We start from the raw sequence: 12,770 nt of genomic DNA, 5'->3' as shown, positions 1-12,770 counted from the left end.
CAGTCTAGGCCGCACCGACCCGCGTCCACGTCCCACAAGCGACCAGCCGGCCGCGGAAAACGGCGTGATCAGGTCAGCGGACCGCGCGGGAGACTCCCGCCAGCGCCTCCCGCAGCAGCGCGGCGCGGCCCTCGGCGTGGGCGTATTCGGCCAGCACCGCGCTGAGGTTCACCGCCAGCACCCGCGCCCGTGCCTCGCGCTCGGGCGAAACGGGTCCGTAGGCATCGAGCAGAGCGGCTCGGGCGGGGCCGGCGAAGCCGCTGTATGCCAGAGAGAGGTCCACGGCCGGGTCGGCCAGGCACACGTCACCCCAGTCGATGACGCCGGTGGCCTGCCCGTCGTCGCCGAGCAGCAGGTGCCGCTGGTGCAGGTCGCCGTGGACCAGCACCGGAGGGCCGTCGGCCGGGCCGAGCGGCTCCGCCTCGTCGAGCAGCCGGAACACGGCCGGGTCGGGCTGCCACACACCCGACGCGGCGAGCCGGGCCAGCCACTCCCGCGCCTGCGGCCCCCGCACAGCGGGGTCCCCGCGCCGCATCGGATCGTGCGGCAACACCGCTGCCGGACCGGACGCGCTCATGACCAGTGCGGCCAGGGCCGGGTCGTGCAGTGCGCGGAGAAAGCCACCCAGGTCCACGGCGGCGCGGGTACGCCGGTCGTCGGGCAGGCCGGTGTCGGCCAGTTCCACCCCCGGCACCAGGCGAGCGCCCCAGAAAGGCCACGGGAAGCGGGCCGACGGCACGCCGATCAGCTCGGGGAACGGGATCGGCAGCGGCAGCCTCCCGACGAGCTGTGGCAGCACCGCGGTCTCGTGGGCCAGCAGCCGCAGGGCGATCGCGCGGCGCGGGAACCGGAACACCCACTCGCCGCCGACCAGGTGCACGGTGTTGTCCCAGCCGGTGGCGAACAGCGTCACGGAAGCCGCGCGCAGCGCGGGGAACTGCTCGGCGAGCAGCGCGGCCGCCTGCTCGGCGTCGACCTCGTGTTCGGGCGTCCAGGCGGGTGTGACCGGGCCCGCGCGTTTGCCGGCCTCGTGCGCCGGTGGCACGGCGGGGGTGGTCATCGGGCGGCGGCGCGCCGTACGGCGGCGATCGAGGCGGCCACGTCGGCGTCGTCGGTGGACCAGTTGCTGACCGACACCCGCAGCACGTCACGGTCGTGCCAGCGGGAGCCGGACATCCAGGCGGTGCCCTCGGCCAGCAGGCGCGCGGTCACCTCCCTGGTCCGGGCGTCGTCGGCGAAGGCGGCGCAGACCTGCGTGAACACGACGTCGTTGAGGACGGTCGCACCCTCGATCGCGCCGATGCCGTCGGCCAGTGCGCGGGCGTGCCGGGTGAGCCGCTCGACCAGGTCGGCGACGCCGGTGCGGCCGAGCGAGCGCAGCGCCGCCCACACCGGCACGCTGCGGGCGCGGCGGGACAGCTCGGGGACCTTGTCCTGCGGGTCGGCGGGGCCGGCTACGGCGCGTACCAGGTAGCTGGCCTGCGTGCCCATGGCCGCCCGCAGCGCGGCGGGGTGCGCGACCGCGACGATGCCGCAGTCGTAGGGCACGTTGAGGATCTTGTGCGCGTCGGTGGCCCAGGAGTCGGCCAGCTCGTGCCCGGTGAGCAGGTGCCTGGTGGCCGGAGAGGCGGCGGCCCAGAGCCCGAACGCGCCGTCGACGTGCACCCACGCGCCGTGCTGCCGGGCGAGCGCGCAGGCCGCGCCGATGTCGTCGTACGCCCCGGAGTGGATGTTGCCCGCCTGCAGGCACAGGATGGTCGGCCCGGTGCCGCGGGCCAGTTCGTCGGCGAGGGCGTCGAGGCGGATGCGGCCCTGGCCGTCGGCGGGCACCAGGATCGGCGCGCCCAGGCCGAGGTAGCGCAGCGCCTGGTCGAGGGTGGCGTGGCGTTCCGCTCCGGCGATGACGCGCACCCGGGGCGCGCCGGTCAGGCCCAGCGTGTCGAGGTCCCAGCCGGCCTGCGCCAGCACGTGCTGGCGTCCGGCGGCCAGGCCGGTGAAGTTGGCCATGGTCGCGCCGGTGACGAACCCGACGTCGGCGTCGCCGGGCAGGCCCAGCAGGTCGAGCACCCAGGCCGCGGCGGCTTCCTCGATCGCCGCGACGGCGGGCGTGGCGTACCGCAGCGTGGCGTTCTGGTCCCAGGCGCTGACCAGCCAGTCGGCGGCGAGCGCGGCGGGCAGCGTGCCGCCGATGACCCAGCCGAAGAAGCGGCCCGACGGCATCGCCATCAGGCCGGGCTCGGCCTGGCGCGCGAGCTGGTCGACGACCTCTGCCGCGTCGGTGGGAGCGTCGGGCAGCGGGCCGCCGAACACGGCCGCCAGCTCGTCGGCGTCGGCGCGTGGCCGCACCGGGCGGTCGGGCAGCGAGGACAGCCAGGCGAGGGTATGGGCGACGGCGTGGTCGAGCGCGGGCGCGTAGTCCTCGGGTCGTGCGGTCATACCTGCACTCTGCTACATCGGACCCCGGCCGCGATCGACGGGCGCGCACGTGGGAGCGCTTCCAGGTACTCTGCCACGCATGACGATCATCCGTCCGTACCGGCCGAGCGACCACGACGCGGTGTACGACATCTGCATCCGCACCGCCCACCACGGCGGCGACGCCCGGCCGCACTACCGCGACCCGGGCATCCTCCCGGAGATCTTCGCGCTCCCGTACGTCCACCTGGAGCCGCAGTTCGCCTTCGTGCTGGCCGACGCCGACGACCACGCCGTCGGATACGTGCTGGCCACCGGGGACACCGAGTCGTTCGTGGAGCGGTTCCGGCACGAGTGGCTGCCGCTGGTGGCCGACCGCTACCCGCCGCCGGACGGCGCGGAGCCCCGCGACGGCGACGAGCTCATGCGAGACCTGCTGCACCGGCCGGAGCGGATGGTGGTGCCCGCGCTCGCGGCGTACCCGGCGCACCTGCACATCGACCTGCTGCCCGAGCACCAGCGGCAGGGCCACGGCCGGGCCCTGATCGGCCGGCTCGTGCTGGCGCTGCAGGAAGCCGGCGTGCCCGCGGTGCACCTGGGCATGGCCACCGAGAACACCGCCGCGCGGGCCTTCTACGACCGGATCGGCATGCACGTCGTCGACGTGCCCGACGCCGGCCCGCTGACCTACCTCGGCCTCAAGGTCTGATCGACGTCCATCGACCGTTACGCCACAGTAGACGGTCCGATGGTCGCTTGAGCGGGCGTTCCGCCGCCCCGACGCTGTGCGGATGGGCCGACACATCGCTTTCGTCAACGCGCCGACGGTCGGCGAGGTCTACCCGACCCTGCCGATCGTGGCGGAACTGGTCCGGCGGGGCCACCGGGTCGGCTATGCCACCGTGGCGGCGCGCGCCGAGGCGGTGTCGGCGGCCGGTGCGCTGGTGGTGCCGTACACGTCGAGCCTGCCCGCCGAGAGCGACCGCGACCTGCGGCGGCCCGACCGCGCCGACTACATCACCGCCGTGCGGGAGGGCTTCCTCGGCGAGGCCCGCGCCACCCTGCCGCAGCTCGCGCCGTACTTCCGCGACGACCGCCCCGACCTCATGGTCTTCGGCATGCAGAGCCTCGCCGGGCGGCTCATCGCCATCCGCGACGGCCTGCCCGCGGTGCAGTTCCAGAGCTTCCAGGCCGCCAACGAGCACTGGTCCATCGCCCGGCACCTGGCGCTGACCGTCACCCCCCGCCCGGGATTGCCCGACCACCAGGTGCAGCTCGACGACTTCGTGGCCGCCCAGGGCATCGAGCCCGACGCGGTCCGCGCCTTTGCGCCGTCGGCCCAACTGCTGCTCTACCCGCGGTTCATGCAGTTCCGCGCGGACACGTTCGGCGAGCGGTGCCACTTCGTGGGGCCGTGCACCGGCCCGCGGCCGTTCCAGCCGCGGTGGGCGCCGGCCGACCGGGACCGGCCCGTCGTGCTGATCTCGCTCGGCACGGTCTACAACCGGCTGCCCGGCTTCTACCGCACCTGCGTCGAGGCGTTCGCCGGCACACGCTGGCAGGCCGTGCTGGCCGTGGGCGAGCGCACCGACCCGGCCGAGCTGGGTCCCGTGCCCGGCAACGTGACCGTGGCGGCGACCGTGCCGCAGCTGGACGTGCTGGCGCACGCGGCCGCCTTCGTCACGCACGCCGGCATGGGCGGCATCCTGGAGGCGATCCGGGCCGGGGTGCCGATGCTGACCGTGCCGCAGACCCCCGAGCAGGAGGTCAACGCGCTGCGCGTGGCCGAGCTGGGCGTCGGCCGCCCGCTCGGCTCCACCGCGCCGACCGCCGGCGCGCTCCGCGCCGCCGTCGAAAACATGACCACCGACCAGGGCGTACGCGAAGCGCTGACGCGCCGGCAAGCCGAGATCCGCACCTACGGCGGCGCGACCCTGGCCGCCGACGTCATCGAATCCGCCCTCCCCTGACACCGCGAGGTGAAGGCGCCCTTCCGTCAGCCGGTGGCACCGGCCACGCGGCGGGCGCGGAGGGCCTTCTTGTCGACCTTGCCCACGTCGGTGAGCGGAAGTTCGCGGATGAACTCGACGGCGTACGGGGCCCAGAGTTCGTTGAGTTCGGCGACCGCCCATTCACGCAGCTCGGAGGCGGTGACGGTGGCGTCGGGGGCGGGGACGACGAAGGCGTAGACCGCCTCGCCCATGCTCTGGTGCGGCACCCCGATCACCGCGGCACCCCGCACCTGCGGGTGGCGCATCAGCGCGTCCTCGACCGTGCGGGAGTACACGTTGGTCGACGTCGCGCCGGTGACGATCATGTCCTTGCGGCGGTCGACCAGGAACAGGTAGCCGTCGCCGTCGACGCGGCCCAGGTCGCCCGTGCGCAGCCAGCCGTCCACGATGGTGCGGCTGGTCAGCTCCGGCTGGCCCCAGTAGCCGGCGGTCATCAGCGCCGCGGACACCCACACCTCGCCGACCTGCCCGGTCGGGGCGACCGCACCGCGGTCGTCCCGGATCTCGACCCGCACCCCGGGGTAGGGCCGCCCGCACGAGCCGAGCCGTTCCGGATGTGCCGGGTCGTGGGCCAGGTTCGGGTACGCCGCGATGAAGGTGGCCTCGCTCATGCCGTACACCGGACGCAGCACCGGCCCGAACCGCTCCACGGCCTCGGCCAGGCGCGACGGCGCGGCGGCGCTGCCCGCGCAGGACAGCGTGAGCAGGCTGCCGGTGTCGGTCTTGGCCAGCCGCGGGTGGTCGAGCACCTGGTAGAGCATCGGCGGCGGCAGGATGGCGCTGGTGATGCGCTCCTGCTCCAGGGTGGCCAGGAAGTCCTCGGCGACGAACCGGTCGTGCAGCACCAGCACCCCGCCGGTGAACAGCGTGATCATCGCGGCGACCTGCTGGCTGGAGTGCCAGAATCCGCCCACGGCCAGGTGCCGCAGCGGGCGGCCGTCGGTGACCTGGTAGCTGGCTGCGACCGCCTGCACCGCCTTGAAGAAGGCGTGCCGGTGGTGCACCAGCTTCGGCCGGCCGGTGGTGCCCCCGGTCTGGAACAGCGACTGCGGTTCGCGCACCGACGGCGGCAGGCCGAGCTGCGGCGCGCCGGGCCGTCGCGGCGCGGCCAGGTCGACCCCCGCGCCCGCGCCGAAGCAGAACACCGACAGGTCACCCGCCCCGGACGCGAGCTGCTCGCCGAGCACGGCTTGGGTGCGCGCGTCGTACGCGAACGCGTCGACGTCGGCCAGGGCCAGGTAGTCGGCGCACAGCTGCGGGGGCGCGTTCGGGGCCAGCCACACCGAGCGGCAGCCGAGCAGGTGCAGGGCGAACTGCACCTGGATCGACTCGGGCGGGTTGCCGGCCAGGATGCCGACCGCCGAGGAGGAGCGCACGCCGTGCTCGTACAGCGTCGCGGCCATGTCCCGGATCCCGGTGGCCAGGTCGGCGTAGGTCAGCCGGCGGGACCCGTGGACGATCGCCTCGGCCGAGCCGAATCCCTCGAAGACGGCGAGCGCCTGGGCCGCGTAGTTTTCCTGGTCGCGCTGGTCCATCGCGGACACTCCCGTGGCTCGACCGATCACTGGGCGCACTGGCGACGTTGACATGGCGCGCTTGTAGAACCGGCACCATAGCGCTGGTTACGAGATCGCAACCATTCGTCGACAATCGAGATGCATATGTCTCCTCAGTGGACGCAGCTCGGTCGGAACTGTGCTATGGAGCGCTTTCCCGGTCAGGCGTGCTCAAGTCCGAGCTGGTCGGCCAGCTCCCGGGCGCGCTGCCGGGTGCGCAGCCACGGCGCGTCGAGCGCCTCCCGGACCGTCGCCGCGGCCTGCGCCGGGTCGCCGGTCAGCTCCCACAGCGCGCCCGCGGCCGCGAACCGGTCCTTGAGGTCGGCGTCGCTGTCGCGGATCTCGCGCAGGCGGGCCGCCACGTCGGGATCGGCGTCGCCGAACACCTCGGCGGCGGCGACCGCGGCCAGCACGTCCCGGCGCGGGGCCACCGCGATCGCGGCCCGCAGCGGCGCGTCGTCGCCCCCAGCCAGCCACAGCAGCCGCAGGTAGATGACCTCGCCGTTGGCCATCGCGCCGATCGCGTCGAGCACCTCGGGGTTGCCGCGGCCCGCCTCGGCCAGGAACTCGGCCACCCACAGCCGGGCCGGCCAGGTCATCTGGGCCAGGTGCCGGGCCAGCGTGCCGACCACCGCCGGGTCGGCGGCGGCACCCAGCACGCGCAGCAGTCCCACGAGTTCGCGCTGCTCCTTGGCGGTCGCCTTGGGCGAGCGGTTCACGTCGATCGTGGTCGCCAGCGCGACGGCCCGGCCCAGCACCGCCTCCCGCAGGGACCCCTCCGGCGGCGGGAGCTCCGCCAGCGCGCCGGGCAGGCGCGGTGGTGTCCAGCCCTGGCGCAGCGCGTCCTCGGCGTGCGCGCGCCAGCGCGGGTCACCGACGCGGATCAGCGCGTCCAGCGCCGAGCGGCGCATGCGGGCCCCGCGCGCCACCGCGTCGGCCAGCCAGTCGGCCTGGCGTCGGGTCAGCGTGTCATCGGCGACCACGGCCCGGTACGCGCAGCGGCGCACCCGCTCCTCCGGGTCGTCCAGGAACGAGCAGAGCAGGGCCTGCAGCGCCACCGGCAGGCGCTGCCCGGCGGCGCGGTCGGCCAGGGTCTGCGCGACGTCGCGGCGGGCCTGCGCCTGGCCGTCGCGCGCGATCGTGGTGAGCAGCTCGGCGTCGCGCCCCGGGTCGCCGCCCGCGGCGTACTCGACCAGGTCGGCCAGCCTGCCGCGGCGGGTCGTCCAGCGCAGCGCGTCCGGGTCGGCGGACCAGCCCGCGGCCAGCGCCGCGGCAGCCTGCGCGGTGGGCGCCAGCCCGGCCTCGCGCATCGCCAGCACCGCCGCGACCCGGACCGTGGACGACCGCGACGGGTCGAGGAACTCCGGCAGCCAGCCCGCCGCGGCGGCCGGATCGAGCTGCGCCGCGGTCACCAGCGGGGTCACCCGGCGATAGTCGTCGGCATACTCCCGGGCGCGGGCCAGCAGCACGGCCGACAGCTGCGGATCCGGGCCGCACCAGCCGAGCAGGGCGGTGGACTCCTCGACGACGCTGTGATCGTCGAGATCGGACAGACTACGCAGCGTGACGGTGAAGGCGCGCAACTGCTGGCGCACCGGCTCCCCGTCGGGGTGCGCCGCCAGCTCGCGGACCAGCATCAGCAGCTGGTCGGGCAGGCGGGTCTTGAGGTCCGCGGCGAACGCCAGGATCGGCGCGACCAGCTGCGCGGCCAGCGGATGCAGGCCGTCGGCGGGCAGCAGCACCTGCTCCAGCTCGTCCATGCTGTCGTAGTCGTGCGCCGCGGATCCGATGAGCCGCAACAGATCCACTGGTTCCACACCCTGGGTCACCGACTGATAGTAGGCCCGCGGGACGACGCTACGCATGCACGCCCGTCTACGATCACCCGATGCGCAGGCTGGTGCGGTCGTTGCTCGTGTTGCTGGCGCTGGCACTGACCGGCGTGGCGGGGATCGAGGTGTCCCGGCTGCACGCGGCGAGCCCGCTGGCGCGCACCGACACGGAGATCGTCGCGGACGCGCTGCCGCGCCTGGCCTTCCAGCGCGAGGCGCTCGACGGCGGCAGCGCCGCGCGGATGCAGCAGCTGTTCCCCGAGGGCTGGTTCTTCAGCTACACGCTCTACGGCCTGACCTGGCTCGACGTCGGCGCGCGCAGCACGCCGCTGCGGGCGCGGGCGCTGGCCGAGGCGCGCTGGGCGCTGTCCCACGTGGACTCCGCGGAGGGCAGCGCCGCCTTCGACGCCTCGCTCGACCCGCCGTACGGCGTGTTCTACCAGGGCTGGGCCACCTGGCTGCGGGGTGGCGTGGTCGCGCTCGACGGGCCGGGCGCGCCGGAGCGGGCCCGGCTGGCCGCCGACGCCGACGCGCTGGCCACGGCGTTCCGGCGGCAGCTCGACGCGACCGGGTCGCCGTTCCTGACCGCATACCCGGGGCAGGCCTGGCCCTGCGACAGCGCCGTCGGCATCGCCGCGGTGCGGCTGGCGGGCACGCTGACCGGCGTCGACCGCGCGGGCCTGGTCCGCGCCTGGCTGGCCGCCGCGGACACCCGCCGCGACCCGGCGACCGGGCTGCTCCCGCACACCGTGGACCCGGCGACCGGCCGGCCGACCAGCGGCGCGCGCGCCACCTCGCAGGTGATGGTGCTGCGCTTCCTGCGCGAGGTGGACCCCGCGGTCGGCGCCCGCGACTGGGCCGCCTTCCGCGCGCGGTTCGCGTCGACCGTGCCGGGCGCGCCCGGCATCCGCGAGCACCCGCGCGGCGTCGACCTCGCGGGCGACGTCGACTCCGGGCCGCTGCTGTGGGGGCTGAGCACGTCGGCGAGCGCGGTCGCCCTCGGCGACGCCGTCGTCTACGGCGACGCCGAGGCGGCCGCCGCGCTCACCGGCCTGGCCGAGGGCAGCGGACTGGCCGTGCAGTGGGACGGCACGCGCCGCTACCTGGGCGGCGCGCTGCCCGTCGGCGACGCGTTCCTGGCCTGGTCGCTGGCGGCACGGCCGTGGACCGGCGGCAACGTCACCGCCGCCACCGGCCCGTCGTGGACCTGGCGCCTGCCCTGGTATGCCGCGCTGACGGCCCTGCTCGCCCCGGCCTGGCTGCTGGCCCTGGTCGCCGCCCGGATCCCCCCGTTCGGCCGGGCCCGGCTCAGAGCACTCGATCCAGCGCGGTGAGGCCGGGCACGGCGACGGTGCCCAGGCGCTGCCCGGTCGCGGCGTCGAACCAGGCCACGGCGTCGGGCAGCGCCGCATACACCCGCTTGCCGTCGGGGCTGGCGCCCAGGCCGCGTACCACGCCCCCGGCCTCCCAGGTGCGCCACACCGGCGCACCGTCGCGCGGCAGCACGTGCACCGTGCCGCCGACCGCCACCAGCACCTGCCGGAACGTCGCCGCGGCGAACGCGGTGCCGGCGCCCTTCGGCCCGTCGACGATCTCGCGGACGGCGAGCTGCTCGGTCCCGACGACCGCGAACCGCCCGCTGGTCACGTCGGCGACGTAGAACTCGCCGCCCTCCGGCGACATCGCCAGCGCGTGCCCCGCGCCCGGCCCCTGCCCGAACGGCGCGGGCAGGTCGACGCAGAACGCCCACTGCTCGCCCAGGTGCAGCGTGTGCACGAACGCGTGCACGTTGCCCGGCCGTCCGGCGATCAGGTCACGGGTGTGCCGGTGGTCCGGCTGGTGCGTGTAGAGGGTGTAGAGGACCTGCCGGTTCGGCGCGTACACGGCCATCCGGCCCTCGCCGCTCATCTCCTCCTCGGCCCCCGGCGGGACCGCCGACTTCACCCGCGTCAGCAGCGCCGAACTCTGGCCGGTGGCCACCTCGACCTGGCGCACCCGGTACCGGTCCGGCGCGGTGGCGGGCAGCCAGTCCAGCACGTACAGGCGCTCGCCGCCGGTCGAGAACGCGTCCGGCACGATGTTGCCGGGCAGCTCCAGCCGGGCCACCTCGCGGCCCGTGTCCGCGACCACCAGCGGGGTGCGCGCCCGGCCCGAGGGCACGTGGGTGACCTCGCCGGAGCCCGGGGCGGCCAGCGCCACCAGCCGCCCGTCCGCGGAGGCGACCCGCGGCGTCCACGCCCCGGCCAGCCGCGGGCCCGCGGTGCGCCGCCCGGTCCGGGTCTCGATCGCGGTCAGCTCGGTGTCCACGCCCGCCGCGGCGGCCGCGTACACGGTCGCGCCGTCCGGGGTGGCCAGACCGGCCCCGATCCGCTCCATCCCGGACGGCCGCAGCACGGTCAGCCCGCCTTCGGCCCGCACCAGCAGCAGGTCCGGCACGGCCGTCCCCGCCGTCGGCGTCGCGCTGCGGCACCCGGCCAGCGCCGCCGCCGCGCCCACGCCGAGCAGGGCCAGCACATCACGTCTCGTCGTCATGCCCGGTCGAGTCGCCGCGCCGGGCCCCGGTTCCCGGACGACGGCGATCGATATGGCGTGGCATGCGGGCCGCACGGCGGGCCGGGTTGACCGTCGGCTCCGGATTTGCTGACCGAGCGGCCGGTGCGCGACAGGCACCCGCCCACTACGTTTCTCGCTCGTAACCGTGGCAGACGGCAGACGAGAGACGGCAGGCATCCGGCGGTGGAGGACGATTTCGGGTACGAGGGCCGGCGGCGGATTCGCATACCGCTGCTGGAACGGCTGCGCGCCCTGCCGCTGGTGGCCACCGGAGTGTTCACCGCCGCGCTGATCGCGCTCATCCTCACCACCGTCCACCGGCCGGCGACCTGGAACGACGCGCTGCCGTGGGAGGACCAGCCGAGCGCCGCGCCCGTCGTCGCGCCGGTCAACCCGGACGCCCCGGCGGCGCACACCCCCGCACCGCGTACGCCCGCCGCCCGGCCCGCGACGACCGCGTCGGCGTCGGCCGTCCCGTCGGCCGGAGGCACCGCGCCGTCACCGATCACGGCCACGTCCCCGGCACCCCCGCCGTCACCGTCGCCCTCGCCGTCGCCGCCCGTGCCACCGCAGCAGCGCACCACGCGCTACGAGGCCGAGTCGGCGAGCCGGTCCCAGGCCCGCACCGCCAACGACCACACCGGCTACAGCGGCTCGGGCTTCGTCGACTACGACAACACCACCGGCGGATACCTGCAGTGGAACGTGCAGGGTAAGGCCGGCACGGCCACGCTGCGGCTGCGCTTCGCCAACGGCGGCTGCTGCCACCGCACCATGGACATCAGCGTCAACGGCGGCACCGTGCACCGCGGTGTCCGCTTCGACCCGATGCCCCGCTGGGACGCCTGGAACACGGTCACCGTCACGGTCACCCTGACCGCGGGCGCGAACACCGTCCGGGCCACCGCCACCGGTCGTGAGGGCGGCCCGAACGTCGACTACCTCGAGGTAGTCCAGTAGCTCACGGGATCAGCAGCAGCTTGCCCGTGGTGCGCCGCGAGGTCAGATCCTCGTGTGCCCGTGCCGCCTCGGCCAGCGGATACCGGCCGCCGATCGACACGTGCAGGGTGCCCGCGTCGACCCAGCCGAGCACGTCCGTGGCCCGCTCCAGCAGCTCCTGCCGCGAGTCCACGAAGTCGCCGAGCGTCGGCCGGGTCAGCACCGCCGAGCCTGCCTGCATCAACCGCAGCGGGTCCACCGGCGGCACCGGGCCGCTGGCCGCGCCGTACAGGGCCAGCACCCCGCGCCGGCGCAGCGAGGCCAGGCTCGCGTCGAACGTGGACGCGCCCACTCCGTCGTACACCGCGGCCACGCCCTCGCCGCCGGTCAGCGCGCGTACCTGTGCCGCCAGGTCGTCGACCTGGTCGTAGCGGATCACCTCGGCGGCGCCCGCGCCCCGCGCCAGCCGCTCCTTCTCCTCCGTGGACACCGTGCCGATCACCCGGCCGCCCAGGTGCGTGACCAGCTGCGTCAGCAGCAGCCCCATGCCGCCGGCCGCCGCGTGCACCAGCACCGTCTCACCGGCCCGCACCGGGTGCACGTCGTGGGTCAGGAAGTGCGCGGTCATGCCCTGCAGCAGCACCGCCGCCGCGGTCTCGTCGGACACCCCGTCGGGCAGCGGCACCAGCCGGTCCACAGGCACGGCCGCGGCCTGCGCGTACGCCCCGGGCGCCAGCACCCAGCCGACCCGGTCGCCGAGCGCCACCCCGGTCACGTCCGGCCCCAGCGCGACGACCCGCCCCGCGGCCTCCACCCCGGGGATGAACGGCAGGGGTGTCGGGTAGCGGCCCAGGCGGTGGTACACGTCGATGAAGTTGACGCCCGTCGCGGCGATCTCGACGACCGCCTGACCCGGACCCGGCACGGGCAGGTCGACGTCGGCGGCGGTGAGCACCTCGGATCCGCCGTACTGCGTGATCTGAACAGCCTGCATGGTCCGAGCCTGCCTCATCGGGGCCGGATGCGGGGGGCCGGGGCGCGCCTGCGGAGGGACAATGAGAGCAGCATCGCAGGAACGGGAGGAGGCGCGTCATGACCACCGCGACGATGACCACGACCTGGATGGTGGAGCTGCGGTATGAGGAGGACGCGGATCTGACCAGGGCGACCGCGTCCATGCGGCTGCCGTCGGGGCGGTTGCTGACCGCCGAGGGGCAGGCCCGCCGCAACCCGGTCGATCGGCCGCGGGCTTCGATCGGCGAGGAGATGGCGGGGGCGCGGGCGCTGTCGGGGTTGGCGCACCGGTTGTTGGAGGCTGCCGCTGACGAGGTCGAGACGAATGTGCACGGGGGTGATCCGGCGGTTTAGGCCGGTCTCGGTTCGTCGGGGGGCGCTCCGCGGGGTGGTGCCCGGCTGCGCTGGGGGCCTGCGGCCCTTTTACGCTCCGCCGGGCACCACCCCGC

The 12,770-nt window shown here is 75.3% G+C and carries 11 protein-coding genes; 5 read left to right on the top strand and 6 right to left on the bottom strand.

All coding sequences use genetic code 11. From position 1 onward, the window contains the following. Positions 1 to 73: 73 nt before the first annotated feature. Positions 74 to 1,060: a phosphotransferase gene (locus HAV39_RS23070; protein ID WP_191841230.1), complete on the bottom strand. Its 987-nt coding sequence runs from the start codon at positions 1,058 to 1,060 to the stop codon at positions 74 to 76. Beyond that, positions 1,057 to 2,436: a pyridoxal phosphate-dependent decarboxylase family protein gene (locus HAV39_RS23065; RefSeq protein ID WP_191841229.1), complete on the bottom strand. Its 1,380-nt coding sequence runs from the start codon at positions 2,434 to 2,436 to the stop codon at positions 1,057 to 1,059. Before HAV39_RS23065 ends, HAV39_RS23070 begins: the two co-directional genes overlap by 4 nt. Before the next feature lie 79 nt (positions 2,437 to 2,515). Between HAV39_RS23065 and HAV39_RS23060 the strand changes: the two genes are divergently transcribed. Both HAV39_RS23060 and HAV39_RS23055 read left to right on the top strand, forming a co-directional pair. After that, positions 2,516 to 3,124 carry a GNAT family N-acetyltransferase gene (locus tag HAV39_RS23060; RefSeq protein WP_191841228.1) on the top strand — a complete coding sequence of 203 codons (609 nt, stop codon included), beginning with the start codon at positions 2,516 to 2,518 and terminating at the stop codon, positions 3,122 to 3,124. Between the two features lie 82 nt (positions 3,125 to 3,206). Continuing rightward, positions 3,207 to 4,385, top strand: coding sequence for a macrolide family glycosyltransferase (locus tag HAV39_RS23055; protein ID WP_191841227.1), 1,179 nt, complete (start codon positions 3,207 to 3,209; stop codon positions 4,383 to 4,385). Positions 4,386 to 4,411: 26 nt separating this feature from the next. Here HAV39_RS23055 and HAV39_RS23050 read toward each other — a convergent pair whose 3' ends face one another. Then, on the bottom strand, positions 4,412 to 5,962 hold the full coding sequence (locus tag HAV39_RS23050; protein WP_191841226.1) for an AMP-binding protein: 1,551 nt from the start codon (positions 5,960 to 5,962) through the stop codon (positions 4,412 to 4,414). Between the two features lie 182 nt (positions 5,963 to 6,144). Further along, positions 6,145 to 7,812 (bottom strand): hypothetical protein, encoded by a 1,668-nt coding sequence (locus HAV39_RS23045; protein ID WP_191841225.1) that lies wholly within the window; start codon positions 7,810 to 7,812, stop codon positions 6,145 to 6,147. Positions 7,813 to 7,871: 59 nt separating this feature from the next. On the opposite strand from HAV39_RS23045, the gene HAV39_RS23040 reads away from it, so the two are divergent. Further along, positions 7,872 to 9,149: a hypothetical protein gene (locus tag HAV39_RS23040; protein ID WP_191841224.1), complete on the top strand. Its 1,278-nt coding sequence runs from the start codon at positions 7,872 to 7,874 to the stop codon at positions 9,147 to 9,149. On the opposite strand, the gene HAV39_RS23035 is transcribed toward HAV39_RS23040, so the two are convergent. Beyond that, complete coding sequence (locus HAV39_RS23035; RefSeq protein WP_191841223.1) at positions 9,124 to 10,347, bottom strand: YncE family protein; 1,224 nt, start codon at positions 10,345 to 10,347, stop codon at positions 9,124 to 9,126. The genes HAV39_RS23040 and HAV39_RS23035 overlap by 26 nt on opposite strands. A 204-nt stretch (positions 10,348 to 10,551) precedes the next feature. Between HAV39_RS23035 and HAV39_RS23030 the strand changes: the two genes are divergently transcribed. Continuing rightward, entirely contained in the window at positions 10,552 to 11,328 is a 777-nt protein-coding gene (locus HAV39_RS23030; protein ID WP_191841222.1) for a carbohydrate-binding protein, read from the top strand. 1 nt (position 11,329) lies between these two features. On the opposite strand, the gene HAV39_RS23025 is transcribed toward HAV39_RS23030, so the two are convergent. Continuing rightward, positions 11,330 to 12,301, bottom strand: coding sequence for a quinone oxidoreductase family protein (locus HAV39_RS23025; RefSeq protein ID WP_191841221.1), 972 nt, complete (start codon positions 12,299 to 12,301; stop codon positions 11,330 to 11,332). A 98-nt stretch (positions 12,302 to 12,399) separates the two neighbouring features. Between HAV39_RS23025 and HAV39_RS23020 the strand changes: the two genes are divergently transcribed. Then, positions 12,400 to 12,675: a dsRBD fold-containing protein gene (locus tag HAV39_RS23020; RefSeq protein ID WP_191841220.1), complete on the top strand. Its 276-nt coding sequence runs from the start codon at positions 12,400 to 12,402 to the stop codon at positions 12,673 to 12,675. Positions 12,676 to 12,770 lie beyond the last annotated feature (95 nt).

This window comes from Catellatospora chokoriensis, assembly GCF_011297315.1.
Taxonomy (GTDB): Bacteria; Actinomycetota; Actinomycetes; order Mycobacteriales; family Micromonosporaceae; genus Catellatospora; species Catellatospora citrea.
Note: the sequence above shows the minus strand (reverse complement) of the source record. Positions and strands in the feature narration are given on the sequence as shown.